This is a genomic window from Rhizobium sp. 18065, assembly GCF_902706095.1.
GTDB lineage: Bacteria > Pseudomonadota > Alphaproteobacteria > Rhizobiales > Rhizobiaceae > Allorhizobium.
Genome location: NZ_CACSJP010000003.1, coordinates 194,020 through 215,461, shown reverse-complemented (window position 1 = coordinate 215,461; position 21,442 = coordinate 194,020). Strand labels below are relative to the sequence as shown.

Sequence of the window (21,442 nt, the reverse complement as noted above, 5' to 3'; positions counted from 1 at the left end):
CAGCGTCGGCCTTACTTGCGCGCTACACATATTTTCCCAGGAATTTGCGAACACAGCTGGCCTTGTATCTAGCCCCCACCAGATGAAAGACCCTGTCATCCTGCGGCACGGCGACCTGGTCGGCCATACACGGCCTTGACATGCTCACAAGATTGCGGCAACTTGTTATATAGTTGTCGTACAGGATGGGGAGCCTGTAATTGCCGCCCGATCAGGCGGCGGAGACATGCGGAGGATTTATGATAAGACGCCCGTCGTTCTACGGTGCCGTGAGCCAGATCGGCACGATTGCCGTAACGCTGCTCGGGCTACTGGTTCTGACCTTTTTCATCGGTCGCCTCATGCCGGCCGATCCGGTGCGCGCGATTGTCGGCGAGGATGCCACGCGCGAAACCTATGACCAGGTCTTTCTCGCACTTGGTCTCGACAGGCCCATCTGGGAACAGTTCCTGCTCTACCTGGGCGACGTGCTGACGGGCAATTTCGGCACATCGATCCGCACCGGAAAACCCGTCATCGATGACATCCTTCATGTCATGCCGGCAACAATCGAACTTGCAACATTCGCCATCCTGATCGGCGCAAGCCTAGGCGTGACGATGGGCGTCATTGCGGCGGTCAACAAGGATCGCTGGCCCGATCATCTTGTGCGCGTGTTCAGCCTGTTCGGCCATTCCATGCCCATTTTCTGGACCGGCATGATTGCGCTGATTGTATTTTACGCCCATCTCGGCTGGGTTGGCGGAAGCGGTCGCATGAGCCAGTTCTACATCGGCATGATACCCGACCGGACCGGCTTCCTGTTGATCGACAGTCTTCTGGCCGGCGACATGGATGTCTTCTATTCGGCAATCAATCATCTGATCCTGCCCGCGTCCCTTCTCGGCTATTCGTCGTCGGCCTACATCACCAGAATGACCCGCAGCTTCATGCTCGACCAACTCGGCCAGGAATATGTGACAACAGCACGCGTCAAGGGCCTGTCGCGCAATCAGACTATATGGCGGCATGCTTTTGGCAACATACGCGTCCAGCTCGTGACGATCGTCGCGCTGGCCTATGGCTCCCTGTTGGAAGGTGCCGTGCTGATCGAAACCGTCTTTGCCTGGCCGGGCTTTGGCCAATATCTGACCAGCAATCTGATCATTGGCGACATGAACGCGGTGATGACCTGCGTCCTGATCGTTGGGGTGATTTTCATCGGGCTCAATCTGCTCTCCGATCTCCTCTACAAGCTGTTTGACCCGAGGACACGATGACCCAACCCACCAATCACGCGCCGCGACGCCTTCCGGAGCCCATCATTGCACTTGGCAATATCCTGACCTTCCTGATGCGAAGCCCAACATCTGCCTTTGGCCTTGTCGTACTGTCGATATTGATCGTTACCGCGATTTTTGCACCCCTTGTGGCAACACATGATCCCTATGTACAGGATCTCAACATCACATTGCAGGCGCCGGGTGCCGGGCATCTGTTTGGGACGGACGAACTCGGCCGCGATATCTTCAGCCGTCTCGTCTGGGGTTCGCGCATCACGCTGACGATCATTTTCCTGGTGTCGATCGTTGTTGGTCCAATCGGCCTTCTGGTGGGCACGACGGCGGGCTATTTTGGCGGCCGGCTGGATACGGTGATGATGCGTATCACCGACATATTCCTCTCCTTTCCGAGCCTCATCCTGTCACTTGCATTTGTTGCAGCGCTCGGACCGAGCCTCAACAATGCGATCATCGCCATCGCGCTGACATCCTGGCCACCGATCGCCCGCCTGGCGCGTGCCGAGACGCTGACATTCCGCAAGGCCGACTATATCGCGGCTGCGCGCCTGCAGGGGGCGTCGTCGTTGCGCATCATCATCAAATCAATCGTGCCGATGTGTCTGCCATCGGTTCTGATCCGTCTCACCCTTAACATGGCGACCGTGATCCTGACCGCGGCCGGTCTTGGCTTTCTTGGCCTTGGGGCCCAGCCGCCCATGCCGGAATGGGGCGCGATGATTGCCACCGGCAGGCGCTACATGATCGACAGTTGGTGGCTCGTCACCTATCCCGGCCTCGCGATCCTTTCGGTAAGCCTTGCCTTCAACCTTCTGGGTGATGGCCTGCGCGACGCGCTGGATCCAAAACAGATGAACCGGAGATAGGCCGATGGATCGCCCCATGCTCGAGGTGAAGAACCTGCGCATCCGTTATGCAAGCGCATCGACCGATGCGGTCCGCGATGTTTCGTTTACGCTCGGTCGCGAGCGGCTTGGCATCGTCGGAGAAAGCGGTTCGGGAAAATCCACGGTCGGACGCGCCCTGCTCAGACTGCTGCCCTCGGCAGAAGTCACAGCCGACACACTGCGCTTCGACGATCTGGAACTGCTTGCCCTTTCGGAAAGGCAGATGCTGAAAGTGCGCGGTCGTCGCATGTCGATGATCCTTCAAGATCCGAAATTCTCGCTCAATCCGATCCAGCGGGTCGGACACCAGGTCGCCGAAACCTATCTGCGCCACTTCCGCTGCAGCAAGGCGGATGCGCGCGCAAAGGCGATCGACATGTTGGCCTCGGTGAAAATCCGCGATCCCGAGCGTGTGTTCGATCTCTACCCGCACGAGATTTCCGGCGGCATGGGACAGCGCGTGATGATCGCGATGATGCTTCTGGCGGATCCCAGCCTTGTCATTGCCGATGAGCCGACGTCGGCGCTGGATGTGACCGTGCGACTGCAGGTTCTCAACATCCTTGACGCGCTGGTGCGCGACCGGGGTATCGGCCTAATCATGATCAGCCATGACCTCAACCTGGTTCGCAACTTCTGCGACCGCGTCCTGATCATGTACGCCGGACGCGTCGTCGAGACGCTCGCCGCTGCAGACCTGGACAAGGCACAGCATCCCTATACTCGCGGACTTCTGGCAGCCCAGCCACGCATCGGCGGATCGCGCGCACCGCTTGCCGTTCTCGAGCGTCGTCCGGAATGGATCGAAGAGGAGAGAGCATGACCGTATCGATCGAAATCAAGGACCTCTCGATCATTTTTGGTAGCGGCCCCTCAGCTGCAAAAGTCCTGCCAGGCCTGTCGTTTTCCGTTGAACCGGGCACCTGTTTCGGACTGGTCGGAGAGAGCGGCTCCGGCAAGTCGACCGTCTTGCGCTGCATCGCCATGCTGACAGACTTCTGGAAGGGCGAGATCCGGATTGCCGGTCATTCCGTGCGCAATATGGAGGTCATCAACCGCTGCAGAACCCTGCAGATGGTGTTCCAGGATCCCTATGGTTCGCTGCATCCGAGGCAATCGGTGCGCACGGTTCTGTCAGAGCCCTTGCGCATTCACCGCCTCGGCGATCGCGAGGACCGCATGCGGGCCGCCCTCACCGATGTCGGCCTACCGATCGACTTCCTCGACCGCTACCCGCATCAGCTTTCCGGTGGCCAGAGACAGCGGGTTGCGATTGCAAGAGCCCTGATCCTTGAACCTTCCGTATTGCTGCTCGATGAACCAACCTCGGCGCTTGACGTCTCGGTTCAGGCCGAGATTCTCAATCTCCTGTCCAGGCTTCAGGCCGAACGCGGCTTCACCTATATCATGGTCACTCACGACCTCGCCGTCGTCGATCATATGTGTGATCGGTTCGCGGTGATGCTGAATGGCGAAATCACCGAAATCCTGCCCCGCACCGCCATTGCCGGTAATCAAGCGACCCATCCCTATGCCAGGGAACTGATCGGCGCCTCGCTTGAATATGAAGGGCATCACTGAACGCTGGACTTTAACCTTCCTCCTCCGGGTCCAGCCGAGCGCCGCGTGTCGTAACAGACCGCGGCGCTTTTTCGTTTACAAGTCCTGCTAATGGCAGCGTCATATCCCTATGAATTCTCACGGGTTCTAGCTTGTACCGGAATAGCAAAACGGGCGTGTCCATCAGACACGCCCGCTAGCTTGGGAGGTTATTCTTGTATTTTACCGATCCTTGGTGACACTCTCGAAGCGCGACAGCCATGGATTGACAGTCATGCCTTTGACATCCGCCTGGGAGGCTGCCGTATCCACCACCTCTGAGAAGGGCTGGATCGACATGACGATCGCCTCCATATAGGTCTGGATTTCCTCATAAAGCTTGGTCTGCTTGGCCGCATCCTGCTCGACAAGGGCGGCCTGGATCATCGTGTTGAGCTTCTCGTCGAAGAAGCTTGTGCGCCAGCCTTGATAATTGGTCAGCTTTGCCTCGTCCGAATTGTCCGGATTGTACGCAAGGGCGCGCAGATTGTTGTCCGGATGCGGCTGCTGCCCGCCGCCGCCGCGGCCGACGAGAAGTTCGAACTTTCGCTCACGCATCGCACCGTAGATCTGGTCACCGGACCCGGTGATCAGTTCAGCCTCGATACCAGCCTGGGCCAGCGTGTTCTGGATTGCGGTCGCCGCCTTCATGAAGGGCTCCTCCGACAGCACCCGCAGCGTCGTCTTGAAACCGTCGGGATAACCGGCTTCGGCCAGCAGAGCCTTTGCCTTTGCGACATCCAGCTTGTAGCCCGGATCAGGCAGAGAACCCATCACTCCGGTCGAGATCTGGCGCTGGCGCAGCTTTCCATAATAAGGCATTACAGCCTTGTCGAGACCGTCATAGTCGATGAGATAGCGCAGCGCCTCGCGGACTTTTGGCTTGGCAAAGCGCTCGTCCTTCATCGAAACGCCGAGATAGTAGAACCCCGAACCCGGTGTGGATTCGATCTGGACCTTGTCGTTTGCTTCCAATGCCGTCAGGTCGGGTGCAAGCAGCGAATAGGCAACATCGATATCCCCCTGCTCGAGCATCAGGCGCTGCGACTGCGATTCCGGCAGGTGCCGCATCAGCACGCGGGCCATCGCCGGCGCTTCACCCCAATATCCATCGTTGCGGGTCAGGATGATGTATTCGTTCGAGGCCCATTGGGTTAGCGCGTATGGACCGGAACCTGCCGAATTCAGCGTCAGCCAACCGGCACCCAGATCGCCATCCTTCTCATTCTCGAGAACTGTCTTGCTGTCGAGGATCGACCCCGGACCATTCTGCGCCAGGACCATCAGGACGAGTGAAGGGTCATCGGCCTGTGGAAGATTGAGGACGAACGTGTTGGCATCCTCGGCAACAAACAACGCATCCGCCTTGTCGGCAGAAAAGCCGCGGGTCTTCAACAGCGAAGACTGTGCAAGATTGCGTGTCAGCAAGCGCTTCAGGCTCCAGACGACATCCTCAGCCGTAACAGGATTGCCCGATGCGAATTTCGCGTCCTTGCGTAGATGGAAGCGGATCGACATACGATCGGCCGCCACTTCCCATTTCTCGGCCAGACGTGGCTGAATGCTGCGATCCGTGGGCGAAAGCTGCACCAGTGTGTCGTAGATGTTGTTCAGAACCTGAACGGTTTCGCGACCAGTGATGGCAGCGGGGTCAAGGGTCAGGATGTTGCTCATCGTTGTGGCAACAACGAGCTGGTTGTCGGGCGTCTCCGCCAGGCTGGTGAGCGGTGTTGCACCGATCATTAGAGCGCCAAGCGCCACCGTTGCTAGAAAATGCCTCATCATTCCTCCCATATCATGCCGCGACATTACGGTGTGCGGCTCTCCGTTTGACTGCATACCGCTTCAGACTTTCTCCTCAAGTCTGAAGCGACCACCCGAAAGAAGCTCCGAAACTGGCTCGGCAAGCGCCGTGCCGATTGCAGCGGTCATCTCGCGATCGAGATGCACGCCATCGATCGGCGAGGCTTTGGCCACCGCACCCGCATCGAAGAATGAATGCCCCAGCTCCAGGGCAAGTTTTTGATAGAGCGGTGCAAGCCGTAGCGATTCCGCAATGCTGCGGCCTGCGGCCGGCACGCCGTCTGGCCCGGCGCAACATGCCGGCGGCGCAGCGATCAGTATCGAAGGTCGCGCAGATTGCGGCTTGTAGGGAAAAGCCGTCACGATCTGAACCAGGCGGCGCATGCCTGAGACCGCCACTTGCGCCCGCCCGCCATGAGCCGGCTTGAGGTCATTGGTGCCCAGCATGATGATCACAAGATCGAGTGGCATATGGCTCGCAAGGGCGACTTCAAGTGCCTTGGCACCATTGCGGCAACTCGGGCCTGTGTGGTCATCATAACATGTGGTGCGCCCACCCAAACCTTCAGCGAGAACACGCGCACGACCTTCAAGCAGGTATTCAAGCCGTTCCGGCCAGCGGAACTTCACCGGATGCCTGAGCCCCGTCTCAGGATCCGCGCCCCATGTCAGGCTGTCACCGAATGCCAGAACGGTTTTCATGACCGACCCTCACCTAGCGAAACCGGTTATTGTCGATGAAAGCAAAGTCAATATCTTCGCCAAGACCGGGACGATCCGGCACATGCACATATCCGTCCTGATCCATCGGATCCGAAAGCTGTTTCAGATAGTCATGTCCGTCATCATACTCGAGGAAAGGGTGCAGCAGACCGCGCTCATACCAGCGGCAATTTTTCGACGCCGCCACCACATGCAGGTTCATCGCGGTATTGCCATGCACTTCGCAGTCCATGCCGAAACATTCGGCCATGCGCATGGTTTTCAGCGCCGGGGTGATGCCGCCGACATCGTTGACGCCGGTCCTGAGAATGTCACAAGCCCCCTGTTTGACCCATTCGGCACGATGCCAGTGCTTTCCTGCAGCACTTTCCGGACCGACAACGGGAATGTCGAGATTGTCAGCCAGCCACTTGTAGGAAGACATCGACTGCTCGTCCATCGGCTCCTCGATCCAGTCAAAGCCGAGCTTCTCCAGACCACGGCCGAGCGCAAGCGCGTCGCTGCGGCTATACCAGTGGAAGGCATCGATCATCAGGTGAATGTCGGGACCGACGGCTTCACGGACTGCGGCACAGGCTTTCAGATCCATCTTCACATCCGGCGCCCAACTGACCGGCGGCATCCAGGTATGCAGCTTGATACCCTTGTAGCCGCGCTTGACCAGCGTCTCGCCAAACCGCCCATAGTCTTCCGGTGTTGCCAAGCCACCGTCCAGTTCGTCACCACACATGATCGAACCATAGGCGAGGACCTTGTCGCGATAGGCGCCGATCAACTTGTGAACAGGCGTATTGGACGCACGTCCGGCCAAGTCCCACAATGCGCAATCGACCACCGCCAGTGTCCGATCGGTCAATTGCGCAGCTGAGCCGCGCTGCCAATGAGCCAGGTCCTGCCAGAGGCGCTCGCGATCACGATAGTCTTGGCCGATCAGCACCTTCTTGACAAATTTCTCGATCAGATGGGGACGAACGATTTCCGGAGCCGTGAACGAATGGCCTTCATGGCCATCTTCTGTGCGAATGCTCAGCATGGCCTGCTCGACCTGATGAGGCGCACCGGGATGCGCATGACCTGCACTGTCCGAATGCCGCCGCGTCGTCGTACGGAAAACACAGACCTCAACATCAGTGATCAGCATATTCCCTCCCGAATTCCAATCTTGTATTATTCTTGTAATACATCTTACTCAATAAATGTCAACATGCTGAGCGCTCACCCAGCGCGGCGATGACTGCAGCAAGAGATGGGAGGGAGATTTTATCCTGAGGCAGCAAGCCAAGTGGATCAAAGCCAGTGCCAGTGCGCCGAGCAGACTGCGCAGATAAGCCACCGCCGGCCACAGGCAGCAAGCCAAACAACGCGAAATCTATTGATTGCTATCTTTTAACAGAACGGATGCCAAACAGTGCCCAGTCGGCGACATGCATGCACCAGCGTCGCCCGCCGATGTGTCAACAGCATCTTGCAAATCTGTTGACACGTGAAGCTCACCCGGAACCGGCGGACGACCCGGCTCAAGTTGAACTTGCGCTAACGTTGAAACTGGAGATCAGAACAATCTGATAGACCGTGCGAGGTCCTGGAGCCCAATGAAGGCAGAGTAGCGCTGGGCATGAATCTCGGCCAATTCCCCACCGACGGGCTCGTAGACATCCGCCACGCTGCAGAGGCTTCCCATGGCTGTTCGCGCGTCATGGAACGCAGCGCTGGCGACCGCGCCAAGGATCGCCGAGCCAAGCAGGACCGGCTCCTGGGACTGCGTGGCGACCACCGGCTTGCCGCAGGCGTCGGCAAGGATCTGACGCACCAGATCATGCTGACCCGCACCGCCGCTGATTACAACACGCTCGACATGCGCGCCTGCCTTGTCCTGGGTCTCGATGATCTGGCGCAGGCCGTAGCCAATGCCACAAAGGCCGGCGACATAGAGTGCAACGAGACTATCGAAATCGCGCTCCATACCAAGGCCCGAGATCAGCGCGCGAGCTTGCGGATCAGCAAACGGTGCGCGGTTACCGAGAAATTCCGGTACAACATGCAGGCCGGTGGCGAGACGCACGGCTTCGGAAAGGTTGTCTAGCTTACTTGCCGCAGCATCAGCTATCATAACCGGCAGCGGCAGGTGCAGTTCAGCAGCATTGGCGTGGGCATCGCCTGCGGCCGGATGAAACGACAGCAATTGATCGATCGCCGCGCCGGCGGCACTCTGCCCCCCCTCATTCAGCCACATACCCGGTACCATGGAGGAATAGTATGGCCCCCAGACACCAGGAACGAAGACGGGTTGCGATGTTGAGGTCATCGTGCAGGAAGACGTGCCAAAGACATAGGCAAGATTGTCTTCGGGCCGGCCACCAATCCCAACCGTGCCTATTCCACCGGCATGGGCATCGATCATGCCAGCTGCAACAGCGGTCCCGGCCGCCAGGCCCATCGCCTCTGCGGCCTCAACCGTCAACCCCGTTCCGAGGGCAGTGCCCGGTTCGACGATATTCGTCCCGATGCGGGCAAAACCTTCGCCCGCCAGCACACCGAGGCCGATCTTTTCGAAATAGCTGGGATCCCACCTTTGCTCATGCGCGAGATAGGTCCATTTGCAGGTGACCGTGCAGGTCGAGCGCGCGAGATCACCCGTGGCCTTCCAGGTCAGGAAGTCGGCAAGGTCAAAGAACTGCCAAGCGTCATCAAAGGTCTGCGGCCGGTTTTCCTTCAGCCACAGGATTTTCGGCGTTTCCATTTCTGGAGAAATCCGCCCCCCGACATAACGCAGGACATCATGACCCAACTCGTTGATGCGCTCCGCCTGTTCGACGGCGCGGTGGTCCATCCAGACGATGATGTCGCGGTTCTGATCCTCCGATGGGCCCACTGCCAAAGGATGTCCGCCCTCACCCAGAACGACCAGCGAGCACGTCGCGTCAAACCCTAGACCGATGACCGCACCCGGTTCGACACCGGCGGTGATAACTGCCTCCCGTATGACGGCGCAGACAGCCCTCCAGATCTCACTGCTCGACTGCTCGACGAAAGAACCAGCGCCGCGAAACAGTGTTATATCGCGCTTGGCAGCCGCCAGCATCCTGCCCTCAAGATCGAAAATCCCGGCGCGGGCACTTCCCGTTCCGACATCGACCCCGATGAGGTAACGGGCGGGTTTCGTGTCTATTGCATCGGTCATGGTACTGGCTCTTGCTGATCTTTGCTGATCTGGGACTATCAGGTCAATTGAGGCTGGCGCCGATCACAAATCGACGCTGTTGGGCAGGATCACAAGGTCGCGAATGGTGACATTCCTCGGTCGCGACAGCATGAACAGTACGGCATCGGCCACTTCTTTCGGCTGCATCAAGCTGCCATTGGCCAGCGCCTCTTCCATCTTCGCCTTTGGCCAGTCGTCAAGCAGAGCGGTGACCACGGGGCCAGGCAGGACGGCGCCAACGCGAACACCATGCTGCGCGACCTGACGGCGGGTCGAATGGACAAAGGCCTGAACGGCGAATTTCGACGCCGTGTAAATCGGCTCCCAGACGACCGGAACGACGCCGGCAATCGAACTGGTGAACAGGATATCGCCCGACTTCTGCGCAATCATATGCGGCAAAACTGCGTGGACGGAGCGGAAGGCGGCATTGATGTTGAGGTTCAGCATGCGGTCCCACGCATCTGGATCGCCTTCGGCGATAGGCCCACCGATATAGCCACCGGCATTGGCATGGAATATGTCGAGGCGACCGGCCAGTTCCAGGATGCGTGGCAGGATGGCGGACAGTTCCTGTCCGTCCAAAAGATCAACCACCAACGGTTTGGCGCGATCACCAAGTTCCTTGCACAAGGTCTCAAGCTTGTCCCTGGCGCGATCGATCAGGACCACGGTGGCCCCCTCTGCAAGCAGGGTGCGAGCGCACTCGAGCCCAATGCCAGAGGCGGCGCCGGTGATTGCGGCGACCTTGCCCTTCATCAGTTCAGACATGATATTTCCTCCGTAGTAGACTTAGGCGCGGCCGTGACTGACACGCGAGCGGCGCGCAAGAGAGTCGACGATCACCGCAATCGCGAGCACCGCACCGGTGATCATGTAGCGCAACGATGAATTCAGGTTCAAAAGTGTCAGGCCATTGGAGATTGCCTGAATGACGATGATGCCGAGCAGGGCGGAATAGGCACTGCCGCGACCACCGAACAGGCTTGTACCGCCGATAACGGCTGCAGCAATCGCGTTCAGGTTGACGTCACCCGTGCCTGCCTGCTGGCTGGACGAGGCCAGACGTGACGCCGAAAGGATGCCGCCAAGCGCTCCCAGCGTGGAGCAGAGGATGAAGGCACTCTGATAGATCCGTCGGACATTGATACCCGAGCGGCGAGCAGCCTCGCGGTTGCCACCGACCGCGAACATGGACCTGCCCCACTGGGTCTTCGTCAGCGCATAGTTGAGGATCACCACCAGTGCAACGAAAAGCCCGAACATCCAAGGTACGCCTCGGCCGAGATTGAGATAGTAGACAGCGAACTCCAGGGCGACCGTCAAGATCGTGGCTTTGACCAGGAGATTGCTCACGGGTTGCGAGGAAAGGTTGACGGACTGGCGGCGTTTGCGAACGGCAAATCCGACCACGACCATCACCAGACCCGGCACAAGTGCCAGAACATAAGATAGCCAATCAGGCATGACCAGGATCTGGCCAAAACGAACCAGCGGCGAGGCATAGGGAAGATTGATGCTGCCTGTTGGACCGAGAATGTAAAGCTGAAGGCCAAGCAAAGCGAGCAGACCAGCCAGCGTCGCGACAAAGCTCGGCATGCCAAGCCGGTTGTACATCAACGCATAGAGAGATCCGACAAGAGCGCCGGTCAACAGTGCTGCAAAGATCGCAACGATCAACGGAAGACCGGAATTCACCCATAGAACACCGATGATGGCCGATGACAGACCGCTCATTGAGCCGACTGACAGATCGATCTCGCCCAGGAGCAGGACACAGACGATACCGAGCGAGATAATGCCGACAGTCGCGCAGTCAAACAGCAGGTTGACGAGATTGTTCGGAGCAAGAAAGATGGGATTGAGTATGCTGAACACCGTTGAGATGACGATCAGACCTACGGCCACCGGCAGCATGCCGAGATCGCCCGAACGCACGCGATTGAGGAAGCTGCGCAGCACGCCGGATAGGCCGTCATCATGCTTCACACGCACATCGCTGCGATCAAGTGCGAGGCCCTTGTCGGCGGTCTTCTTGCTGGAAATGTCCTTGCTCATGCGGTGCTCCCGCCCAGTTCGTTGTTGTGGCCAGTCTTGCGATCTTGGCGGCGCGACACGGAGTTCTCCGTGGCGCCGGTAATGGACGCGACGAGTTCCTGATTGGATGCATCCGGGCTGAATACACCGTTGTTGCGCCCGAGGCGCAAAACCACGATGCGGTCGGCGACGGCACGAACATCCTCCATATTGTGGCTGATGATGATGACCCCGAGACCACGATCGCGCACGCGCTCGATCAGGTTGAGGACCTCCGCCGTCTGGGCAACACCAAGTGCGGCAGTCGGCTCGTCGAGCATGATAATCTTCGGAGCGAGGAGTAGCGACCTTGCGATGGCGACGGTCTGCCGTTGGCCTCCCGACAGGGAGGCAATCGGTTCCCGCACGGACGGAATGCGCGCGGCAAGCTCCCTCAGAAGCGTCCAGGCACGCACTTCCATGGCAACCTCATCGAGGTTCCAGGGCGACAGTTCATGGCCGAGAAAGAGATTGGCGACCACGTCCAGATTTTCGCAAAGCGCCAGATCCTGGAAGACAGTCGCAATTCCCAACTCGAGCGCCCGACTGGGGCTATGGAGGGAGACTTCCTGCCCGCAGAATTCGATCTTGCCTGAGGATGGCTGATGTACGCCGGCCAGAACCTTGATCAGGGTCGACTTGCCGGCACCGTTGTCACCCACCAAGGCCACAACTTCACCGGCACGCACTTCCAGATCGATATCGGTAAGCGCCGACACAGCACCGAAATTTTTGGAGATATTGCTCAGTCGAAGGATGGTACTTCCCTTCGCCGGATCCACTCTGTCTTGTTGCACCATGACTTGACGCTCTTCTTGGGTTCGATGGCAAGCCCGGCCGGACCATGAAGCCCGACCGGACGTCTCGGGAGAAACGTTACTGCGCGATGCCGAGCGTCTTGCAGCCTTCGGCATATTCGCCGGTGCAGACCTCTTCCGCCGTCTGGATCTTCTTGTCGAAGATTTCAGCCTTGATGTTTTCAGCCGTGACCACGGCTGGAACGAAGAGCTCGGACGGCGTGTCGTAAAGCGAGGTCTTTGCTTCAGGTGTCTCGCCCTTCAGGAGCTGTACGGCCACTCGGGCTGCCGCAGCCGCCACGATTTCCGATGGCTTGGAAATCGTGTTGTACTGGTCGCCGGAAATGATCAGCTGCAGTGCCGCAATGGTTGCGTCATTGCCGGTGACCGGCGGAACAGGGTCAACACCCGCTGCCTTGAAGGCAGCAATCGCGCCACCGCCAGTGCCGTCATTGGCCGCAACAACGCCCTTGATGTCGGCGCCGAAGCGAGTGATCTGACCGGCGGCCCATTCCTGCGCCTTTGGCGGCGCCCATTCGGGCGTATCGAATTCGGCCAGCGTCTTGTAACCGGAATCCTTCAGACCGCGATGGATGCCGTCGCGAATGAGGCCGGCTGCTGCATCCGTCGGCGAACCGTTGATTTGCAGAACGCCCGCACCCTCTGGAACACCACTTGCCTTCATATGCGCAACCAGCGACTGAGCGATCGCGTGACCGATACCTTCATTGTCGAATGACACATAGAAGTCGGCCGGTTTGGCCGGGATCGGCCGGTCATAGGCAATCACCTTGACGTCCTGCGACTGGGCAATCTCGACGAGTGCGGCAGCGGCAGCCGAATCCACCGGATCAAGCACGATCACCTTGGCACCCTGGGCGATTACCGAATTGAACTGCTGCTGCTGAAGGGCCGTATCAGCATTGGCGTTCTGATAGATCACTGCGCAGGTCGGGCAGAGCTTTTCCATCTCTGCCTTGAATCCCGGATAGTCATGGTTCTCGTAGCGTGTCGATGCCTGGTCCGGCATCAGGAACGCGACAGTTGCAGCGTCCTGCGCAAAGGCAGAACCGGCACACAGGGCAACGGCAGCAGCCGACACCAACAGCATTGAACGAAATGTCATAGTTTCCTCCTTTTGAATGCAAAAACCCGTGTCGAGAGACGCGCTCCGGTTTTCTGTCCAAGTCCCTGCCACCTTGCCGCTTGCGGCGGAAAAGTGTGCCGATCACAGCCCTCACCGACTACCGTCAGCGCGGTCATGAACGTGGATTTACCCGGACGCCTCCCCGGTCGACCCTCCACAGCCAACCAAATTCATCGATTGCGCAACCTTGCTCAATCGATGAAGCAGAATTGCCACCATCGCGCATTGATGTCAAGCTGTGTTTGAAAAGGAGAATGGTGTGAATCAAGACAGGCCGACCAAGAAGACCACGATCTATGATCTAGCGGAACTTGCCGGAACATCCGCAAGTGCCGTCAGCGCCGTCTTGAACGGCACGTGGAAAAAGCGTCGTATCAGCACACAGCTAGCCGAAAAGGTCAGCCGCATCGCCGAAGAACAAGGCTATGCCGTCAACATGCAGGCCAGCCTGCTGCGCCGGGAAAAGTCGAAAATCATTGGCATGATCGTGCCGAAATACGACAACCGCTACTTCGGTTCGATTGTCGAAACTTTCGAGACCATGGCCCGTGACCGCGGGCTATTTCCGATCATCACCTGCACGAGACGCGATCCGGAACTGGAGTTTGAGGCAGCACGGACGATGCTTTCCTACCAGGTCGAATGGCTGATTTCGACAGGTGCAACCGACCCGGATCGGATCAGCGACCTCTGCACAGCTGTCGGTGCCAGAAGCCTCAACGTCGATCTTCCCGGAACGAAAGCCCCTTCGATCATATCGGATAATTTCGCTGGCGCACGCGAACTGACGCGCCGCATCCTCGTCAACAGTCAGCGCAAGCTGGGAGGCATCCACCCTCTTTTGTTCATCGGCGGCCGTGGCAGCGATCACAACACGGCTGAACGCGTGCGCGGCTTTCGCGCTGCGCATGCAGACTTTGGTATCGCCATTGACGAAAGCCATATCCTGACCTGCGGCTACGCACCTGAAAAGGCGGAAACATCGCTGCAGACGCTAGCGACATCCGAAGGCGCCCTGCCAAGCGGCATGTTCGTCAACTCGACCATCTCACTGGAAGGTGTCATGCGCTGGATCAAGCGCTCGGGCCACTACAAGGGTCGCATGCCAGTGATCGGCTGCTTCGACTGGGACCCCTTCGCCGCCTTGCTGGGCGACGAAATCGAAATGGTGCGTCAGGATGTGCAAGCAATGCTCAATGCTGTGTTCGATATCATCGACCACGGTGGAGCAAAGACCATGCTGATAGAGATTCCTCCTGTATTTGTGGACGCGGAAGAAGGATCGCCAATAGGGGCATCACTTAGCCCTGACGCCCTCCTCGCTACAGAATGACGCGCAACTATTCCCCGAACGAGCGGCAACCACCAAGTCACCGGCGGGGAGCTTCAAAACTGTCCTGCCCCTAGACAAGAGGCTGCGATTTGCAGATTGAAAACGCCATCGTGTCATCGGCGGCATGATGCTGACCCATCACACAACATGCAGCCGGGCTCAAGGCCACCAACAGCAAAGCCACGGATGCTGTGCCGGTAAGCCGACCGAGCCAGCTTTTCTTGCCGGCCTCGCTACCCTGTGGCGTCTCCTCTGCCGCCGCAGCATCACCTGCAGGCGCACCAACGACCTCACCAAACTTGGCAAAGAAATCGCCAGCCAGCTTCTTGGCTGTACTGTCGATCAGCCGGCTGCCCATCTGCGCCAGCTTGCCGCCAATCTCGGCTGCGACCGTGTAGTGCAGGATCGTCGCCTCGCCATCCTGCTCCAGCGTTACCCTGGCACTTCCCTTGGCGAAGCCTGCCATGCCGCCTGATCCTTCGCCAGAGATCGTGTAGCCATTTGGCGGATCAAGATCGGACAGCGTCACCTTGCCGGCAAAACTTGCCTTGACCGGTCCAATGCGCAAGGTGACCTTGGCGACCATCTCCGTGTCGGAGGTCTTTTCGATGCTGTCGCATCCCGGAATACATTGGCGAAGCACATCCACATCGTTCAGACCGGCAAAGACCGTTTCCCGCGATGCCTCGATGCGCTGTGAACCATTCATATCCATCTTGTCTCTCCCAGTTCAGGTATCTTCTAATTTAAGCCGTTAGTTCAGGCGTGTCTCTGGCCGCGACGCCGGACTTCGATCATTTCAGCGACGATCGAAAGCGCGATCTCGTCCGGGGTGATGGAACCGAGATCAAGGCCCGCCGGTGATCGGATGTCGTCCATTGCGGCGACAGCGAGCCCCGACACCTCGAAATCGCGACGAAGCGCTGCGAATTTTTTCGTCGAGCCGACAAAGCCGATGTAGCGCGCTGTCACGCCGAGAACCGCCTTCATTGCGGCGCTGTCGCCCCGCCCTTGTGTGGCGATGACGATGAAGTCGCCAGAAGCAACACCAGCCGGCAGATCAAAGCCGTCAATGTTGCGGTCGACAACACCAAAAGCCGGCCGATCGGCCGCTGGTGCACAGAGCGTGATGAAAAAACCCATGCGCCCGGCAATATCGGCAAGTGCCACCGCCACGGGCGAAGCCCCGAAGATGATAAGATGCGGTCTTGGCAACACGGGTTCGACGAAAACATCCATCGTGCCCTGGCTCGGGCACATGTTGCGGGCGTAGAATATACCGTCTTTCTGCTCTCCGGGTTTCACCTGCTTCACATCCAGCAGATCCTCCGGCTGGATGCTGATCAGGCGGGGTTGACCATCGCGTATTGCTTCGTGTGCGGCCTTCAGAACAGCGCCCCTTGCACAGCCACCACCGATCCAGCCGGCTGATATGCTGCCATCGGCCAGAACGATAGCTTTCGCACCCGCCTTGGCAGCAGTCACCGAGACTGTGCGCACCACGGTCGCGATGGCAAAGGGCTCACCGCGTGCCCTTGCTTCGCTGACCAGATCGAGAATGTCGGACTGTGGCTGCATGATCAGATCCTCGCCAGATAGGGTTCGATGGCTTCCAGGCTCTCGAGATTATGGGCTGGCGCAAAAAGATCGACATAGGGGAGCGCCGCCTTCATGCCGGCGGCCTCCGGTGCGTAATCCTGCCAACCGATCATCGGATTGAGCCAGGCTATGCGTTTGCAGCGACGGCTCAGCGCCCGCATTTCCGAGCCAAGCTGCTCGGCTGGACCAGTGTCATAGCCATCCGAGACGATCATCACGCAACTGCGCGAATGGAGACAGCGCTTGGCGTGCCAGCGGTTGAAGGTGCCTAGACTTTCGCCGATGCGCGTGCCGCCACCGACACCTTCGGCCATCAGGGACATCCGCTCCACCGCCCGCTGAGGGTCGCGCTCACGCAATGCCGGCGACACATGGATCAATCGCGTGTGGAAGATGAAGGCCTCGGACTCCCGAAATGCATCCAGCACCCCGTGGATGAAGCGCAGGAACACCGCGGAATAAAGACTCATTGAGCCAGATGTGTCCAGCAGCACGACCAATCTGAGCGGCTTGTCCTTGCGGCGGCGATGGACCAGTTCGATCGGCGTGCCACCATGCCCGATGCTCTTGTGGATAGTGCGCCTCAGATCGAGCCGCTGCCCGGTGCGCCTTGCCCGCATCCGCCGTGTCAACCGTGCCCGCATGCTGCGCGCCAGGCGTGCGGCGAGATCATGGGCAGCAGCCAGATCGTCCGGATCGGTGAGGTGGCGAAAATCGGTCCTGGTCAAAATCTCTGCGCGCGAGGCACCCTCACGCTTCGACTGGCCGACCTCAGTCTCCTCGCTGCCTTCGCCGCGCTGCACATGATCGGCATTCTGATTGTCTCCCAGACCGCGATTACCCGAAGCCACAGCCTGCAGGCCGTCCGGCGCCTTTTGCGGCGCGCCCGACATGCGGGTCGCAGATTTCATGCCACGGCCTGCCCAAAAGGCGTCGAAAATCTCGTCGAACTTCTGCCAGTCCGAATGGCGACTGCAAAACAGTGCCCGAAGCGCCGGGCGAAATCGCGACGGTCGAGCGGCACTGGCGCTGCTCATCACGCCGAGCGCATCGCGCAGCTCGGCCAGACCGATGACAAAACCATTGTCACGCAGCGTCGAGACAAAGCTTGACAGCTTTGCCCGCATCATCTCGCCGAGATCGATCTCGCTTTTTCGCAACGCGTTCATCTCAGGCCACCTTGCCCAGGAGCCGGTCCGACACCTGCCGCGTCATCCGTGCTTTGTCCTCGGCAGTCTTGATCAGACACATCAGGGTCTCGTAAACGGCTTCCGGCTCGTCCCGCAGAAGACGGATGTCAAGGCCGGCCAAGGTTGCCGCCCAATCCAGCGTTTCTGCAACGCCGGGCGCCTTGCGCAGTTCTTCCTTGCGGATCAGACTGACCATCGCGGCGATCTGCAGTGCCAGTGCCGCGTCGATGTGCGGCAGTCGCGACAGGATGATGCGCGCCTCGCGATCGACGTCGGGGAAATCGACATAGTGGTACAGGCAGCGACGGCGCAGAGCATCGGACAATTCGCGCGTGCCGTTCGACGTCAGGATCACCATGGGAATACTGAGGGCGGTGATCGTTCCGAGTTCGGGGATAGACACCTGGAAATCCGAGAGCAATTCGAGGAGGAAGGCCTCGAACTCCTCGTCGGCACGATCGACCTCGTCGATCAGCAGCACTGGCGACTTGGGCTGCCGGATGGCCGCCAGCAACGGTCGCTCCAGCAGGTATTTTTCCGAAAATATCTGTTCCTCGACGACATCCGCATCGACGCCTTCGCGTGCCTTGATAGCCAGCAATTGCCGCTGGTAGTTCCATTCATACAACGCCGAACTTTGGTCCAGCCCTTCGTAGCATTGCAGCCGGATTAGCTTGGTATCGCGCGCCAGCGCCAAGGCACGCGCCACTTCTGTCTTGCCGACGCCCGCCTCCCCCTCCAGCAGCAGCGGCCGCTTGAGGCTGTCCATCAACCACAATGCGGTGGCAAGCTCGCGGTCGGGAACATACCCGACCGCTGCCATCTCTGTGGCAATCCTGTCCTGTGGAAGCGTGATCGCCATGCTCTTCAACCCTACGCGTGCAGACCCAGACGCTCGCCCACCGTCCACAGCCGCCATGCATCATGCGGCATCTGGATGTGGCCGGCGTCGAGGAAAGCGTAGGCATCATTTACCGCATTGGAGAAACACGGCACGCCGCCGACATGCGGGCTTTCGCCGACGCCCTTGGCACCGATCGGATGATGCGGCGACGGGGTGACGGTGAAGTCGGTTTCCCATTTCGGCGTCTCGACCGCGGTCGGCAGGAAGAAGTCCATGAAGGATGCGCCCATGACATTGCCCATCTCGTCGTAGCGGATCTCCTGGCCCATGGCGCAGGCAAAGGCTTCGGTGAGACCGCCATGTACCTGGCCCTCGATGATCATCGGATTGATACGCGTGCCGCAATCATCGAGCGCATAGAAGCGCCTTGTCTTGGCAACACCGGTATCGACGTCGATGTCCATGACGCAGAAATAGGCGCCAAATGGGTAGGTCATATTCGGTGGTTCGTAGTAATTCACCGCTTCCAGGCCCGGCTCCATGTTCGGAGGGGGAGCATTGTAGGCCGACCAGGCGATCTCCTTCATCGTCTTGAACTTTTCCGGCAGACCCTTGACCCGGAACCGGTCGATATCCCATTCCAGATCGCCCTCGTGAACCTCGAGCATATGGGCGGCGATCATCTGCGCCTTGGCCTTGATCTTGCGGGCGGCAACCGCCGTGGCAGCACCCGCGACGGGTGTCGAGCGCGAGCCGTAGGTCCCGAGACCATAGGGTGCGGTATCGGTATTGCCCTCCTCGATCATGATGTCGTCGGCGGGAATGCCAAGTTCAGTGGCGATGATCTGGGCATAGGTCGTCTCATGCCCCTGCCCCTGGCTCTTGGTGCCCATGCGGGCGATGATCGAGCCTGTCGGATGGATACGAATCTCGGCGCTGTCGAACATCGCAATGCCGAGGATGTCACAGTTCTTGGCCGGCCCCGCACCGACGATTTCGGTGAAGAACGAGATGCCGATTCCCATGAGCTCGCGGGTTTCGCCGCGCTTGAACGCTTCGCGCTTAGCGGCCTGCTCGTCGCGCAACTGCTTGTAGCCGATGGCGTCCATCGCCTTCTGCATGGCCGTGTGATAGTCGCCACTATCGTATTCCCAGCCCAGCGCCGAATGATAGGGAAACTGTTCGGCCTTGATGAAGTTCTTCATGCGCAGGTCGGCTGAATCCATGCCGAGCTTCTGCGCCAGCACTTCGATGGCCCTTTCGATGGCAAACACCGCTTCCGTCACCCGAAACGAGCAGCGATAGGCCACGCCACCGGACGCCTTGTTGGTATAGACGCCGTCAACCGCCAGATGCGCCACCGGAATATCGTAGGATCCCGTGCAGATATTCATGAAGCCGGCCGGCCACTTGGACGGGTCGGCGCAAGCGTCGAAAGCGCCATGATCGGCCAGAACATGCACGCGCATGCCGAGGATCTTGCCGTCGCTTGTGGCGGCCAGTTCCGTGGTCATGTGATAGTCGCGGGCAAAGGATGTGGTGGACAGGTTCTCCATCCGGTCTTCGACCCATTTCACCGGCACGCCGAGCACGATCGAGCCGACCACCGAGCAGACGTAACCGGCATAGGCGCCGACCTTGTTGCCGAAGCCGCCGCCGATATCGGGCGCGATGACATGGATCTTGTGTTCCGGCAGTCCGGAGATCAGCGACACCACAGTTCGGATAACATGCGGCGCCTGGAACGTTCCCCAAAGCGTCAGCTCACCCTTGACCTTGTCGAATGATGCCAGCGACTGGCAGGTTTCCAGCGGCGACGGATGGGTGCGGTGATCGACCAGCATTTCCTTGATCGTGACATCGGCATTGGCAAACACATCATCGGTCGCCTGCTTGTCGCCGATCGTCCATTCGAAGATGTGGTTGGGGTGCTTGCGCGGCCCATGCGCGCCAACCATCTTGTCCTGGATGTCCTCGCGCAGGATCGGCGCGTCCGCATCCATCGACTTGAACGGATCGACGATACAGGGCAGCGCCTCATAGACGACGTCCACCAGTTCGGTGGCGTCGGAGGCGATATAGCGATCCTCGGCGATGACGAAGGCCACCTCCTGGTTCTGGAACAGAACCTTGTGCTCGGCCAGCACCGCCTGCACATCACCGGCCAGCGTCGGCATATAGTGTAGGCCAAGCGGCTTGAGGTCCGCGGCAGTCAAAACGGCGACAACACCCGGCAGCGCCTTGGCGCGCGAAGTGTCAATGCTGACGATGCGGGCATGGGCATGCGGCGAACGGACAAAATCGCCAAACAGCATGCCGGGCAGCTTGATGTCGTCGACATAATTGCCCTTGCCCTGGGTAAAGCGGATGTCTTCGACGCGCTTGCGCTTGCACCCCATGCCCTGGAGCTTTTCGGTACGTTCGGCGCGATCAATATCGACCTTGACTTGCTCGTTCATTCCGCAGCCTCCAGGTAAGGTGTCCCGTTGATCTTGGCCGCCGCGTACTGGATGGCTTTGACGATATTCACGTAACCGGTGCAGCGACAGAGATTGCCGGATATGCCGTGACGGATTTCATCTTCGGTCGGATTGGCATTTTCCTGCAGCAGGCGGTGCGCCCGCAAGATCATGCCCGGCGTGCAATAGCCGCATTGCAGGCCATGCATCATGCGAAACCCTTCCTGCAGGGCGCTCAGCGTGCCGTCCGCATTGGCAACACCCTCGATCGTGGTGATCGAGGCGCCGTTGGCCTGTACGGCAAATGTCATGCAACTCTTCACCGACATGTCGTCAATGTCGACCGTGCAGGCACCGCAATGGCCTGTGTCACAGCCGATATGGGCGCCGGTGAGGTTCTGCTGCTCGCGCAGAAAATGGATCAGCAAGGTGCGCGGCTCGACCAGCGCTTCGACAGTCTTGCCGTTGATGGTAACTTTGATATGCGATTTGGTCATCGTTTC

General features: G+C 59.2%; 19 protein-coding genes. 5 read left to right on the top strand and 14 right to left on the bottom strand.

Annotated features, from left to right (window positions below; translation table 11 throughout):
* The first annotated feature begins 239 nt into the window (after positions 1–239).
* Genes GVK95_RS09670 through GVK95_RS09655 form a run of 4 tightly spaced genes read left to right on the top strand, consistent with a single transcriptional unit; the run spans position 240 to position 3,748 of the window.
* On the top strand, positions 240–1,259 hold the full coding sequence (locus GVK95_RS09670) for an ABC transporter permease (protein ID WP_159948935.1): 1,020 nt from the start codon (positions 240–242) through the stop codon (positions 1,257–1,259).
* Positions 1,256–2,146 carry an ABC transporter permease gene (locus GVK95_RS09665; RefSeq protein ID WP_159948934.1) on the top strand — a complete coding sequence of 297 codons (891 nt, stop codon included), beginning with the start codon at positions 1,256–1,258 and terminating at the stop codon, positions 2,144–2,146. The genes GVK95_RS09670 and GVK95_RS09665 overlap by 4 nt, the downstream gene beginning before the upstream one ends.
* Before the next feature lie 4 nt (positions 2,147–2,150).
* The gene (locus tag GVK95_RS09660; protein WP_159948933.1) at positions 2,151–2,990 is read left to right on the top strand and encodes an ABC transporter ATP-binding protein; all 840 of its coding nucleotides are present in this window, start codon (positions 2,151–2,153) and stop codon (positions 2,988–2,990) included.
* Complete coding sequence (locus tag GVK95_RS09655) at positions 2,987–3,748, top strand: ABC transporter ATP-binding protein (RefSeq protein ID WP_159948931.1); 762 nt, start codon at positions 2,987–2,989, stop codon at positions 3,746–3,748. Before GVK95_RS09660 ends, GVK95_RS09655 begins: the two co-directional genes overlap by 4 nt.
* A gap of 201 nt (positions 3,749–3,949) precedes the next feature.
* On the opposite strand, the gene GVK95_RS09650 is transcribed toward GVK95_RS09655, so the two are convergent.
* The 8 genes from GVK95_RS09650 to GVK95_RS09615 all read right to left on the bottom strand — a co-directional run bounded on the left by GVK95_RS09650 (position 3,950) and on the right by GVK95_RS09615 (position 13,493).
* Positions 3,950–5,548, bottom strand: coding sequence for an ABC transporter substrate-binding protein (locus GVK95_RS09650; RefSeq protein WP_159948929.1), 1,599 nt, complete (start codon positions 5,546–5,548; stop codon positions 3,950–3,952).
* Positions 5,549–5,611: 63 nt separating this feature from the next.
* Positions 5,612–6,271, bottom strand: a complete 660-nt coding sequence (locus GVK95_RS09645) for an SGNH/GDSL hydrolase family protein (protein ID WP_159948927.1) — start codon at positions 6,269–6,271, stop codon at positions 5,612–5,614.
* A gap of 13 nt (positions 6,272–6,284) precedes the next feature.
* Positions 6,285–7,433 carry a mandelate racemase family protein gene (locus GVK95_RS09640; RefSeq protein ID WP_159948925.1) on the bottom strand — a complete coding sequence of 383 codons (1,149 nt, stop codon included), beginning with the start codon at positions 7,431–7,433 and terminating at the stop codon, positions 6,285–6,287.
* 411 nt (positions 7,434–7,844) lie between these two features.
* The gene (locus GVK95_RS09635; protein ID WP_159948923.1) at positions 7,845–9,473 is read right to left on the bottom strand and encodes an FGGY-family carbohydrate kinase; all 1,629 of its coding nucleotides are present in this window, start codon (positions 9,471–9,473) and stop codon (positions 7,845–7,847) included.
* Between the two features lie 63 nt (positions 9,474–9,536).
* Positions 9,537–10,265, bottom strand: a complete 729-nt coding sequence (locus tag GVK95_RS09630) for an SDR family oxidoreductase (protein WP_159948921.1) — start codon at positions 10,263–10,265, stop codon at positions 9,537–9,539.
* Between the two features lie 21 nt (positions 10,266–10,286).
* Positions 10,287–11,552 carry a sugar ABC transporter permease gene (locus GVK95_RS09625; RefSeq protein ID WP_159948919.1) on the bottom strand — a complete coding sequence of 422 codons (1,266 nt, stop codon included), beginning with the start codon at positions 11,550–11,552 and terminating at the stop codon, positions 10,287–10,289.
* Positions 11,549–12,370 (bottom strand): ATP-binding cassette domain-containing protein, encoded by an 822-nt coding sequence (locus GVK95_RS09620; protein WP_159948917.1) that lies wholly within the window; start codon positions 12,368–12,370, stop codon positions 11,549–11,551. The genes GVK95_RS09625 and GVK95_RS09620 overlap by 4 nt, the downstream gene beginning before the upstream one ends.
* A 76-nt stretch (positions 12,371–12,446) precedes the next feature.
* Positions 12,447–13,493, bottom strand: coding sequence for a sugar ABC transporter substrate-binding protein (locus GVK95_RS09615; protein WP_159948915.1), 1,047 nt, complete (start codon positions 13,491–13,493; stop codon positions 12,447–12,449).
* 280 nt (positions 13,494–13,773) lie between these two features.
* Between GVK95_RS09615 and GVK95_RS09610 the strand changes: the two genes are divergently transcribed.
* Positions 13,774–14,847, top strand: coding sequence for a LacI family DNA-binding transcriptional regulator (locus GVK95_RS09610; protein WP_159948913.1), 1,074 nt, complete (start codon positions 13,774–13,776; stop codon positions 14,845–14,847).
* Between the two features lie 70 nt (positions 14,848–14,917).
* On the opposite strand, the gene GVK95_RS09605 is transcribed toward GVK95_RS09610, so the two are convergent.
* The 6 genes from GVK95_RS09605 to GVK95_RS09580 are packed head-to-tail and all read right to left on the bottom strand — an operon-like array spanning position 14,918 to position 21,436.
* Entirely contained in the window at positions 14,918–15,562 is a 645-nt protein-coding gene (locus GVK95_RS09605; protein ID WP_159948911.1) for a carbon monoxide dehydrogenase subunit G, read from the bottom strand.
* A 44-nt stretch (positions 15,563–15,606) separates the two neighbouring features.
* Positions 15,607–16,425, bottom strand: coding sequence for an XdhC/CoxI family protein (locus GVK95_RS09600; RefSeq protein ID WP_159948909.1), 819 nt, complete (start codon positions 16,423–16,425; stop codon positions 15,607–15,609).
* A gap of 2 nt (positions 16,426–16,427) precedes the next feature.
* The gene (locus GVK95_RS09595) at positions 16,428–17,615 is read right to left on the bottom strand and encodes a VWA domain-containing protein (protein WP_159948907.1); all 1,188 of its coding nucleotides are present in this window, start codon (positions 17,613–17,615) and stop codon (positions 16,428–16,430) included.
* Between the two features lies 1 nt (position 17,616).
* Positions 17,617–18,498: a MoxR family ATPase gene (locus tag GVK95_RS09590; protein ID WP_159948905.1), complete on the bottom strand. Its 882-nt coding sequence runs from the start codon at positions 18,496–18,498 to the stop codon at positions 17,617–17,619.
* Between the two features lie 11 nt (positions 18,499–18,509).
* Positions 18,510–20,939 (bottom strand): aerobic carbon-monoxide dehydrogenase large subunit, encoded by a 2,430-nt coding sequence (locus GVK95_RS09585; protein WP_159948903.1) that lies wholly within the window; start codon positions 20,937–20,939, stop codon positions 18,510–18,512.
* The gene (locus GVK95_RS09580) at positions 20,936–21,436 is read right to left on the bottom strand and encodes a (2Fe-2S)-binding protein (RefSeq protein ID WP_159948902.1); all 501 of its coding nucleotides are present in this window, start codon (positions 21,434–21,436) and stop codon (positions 20,936–20,938) included. Before GVK95_RS09580 ends, GVK95_RS09585 begins: the two co-directional genes overlap by 4 nt.
* Between the last annotated feature and the right edge of the window lie 6 nt (positions 21,437–21,442).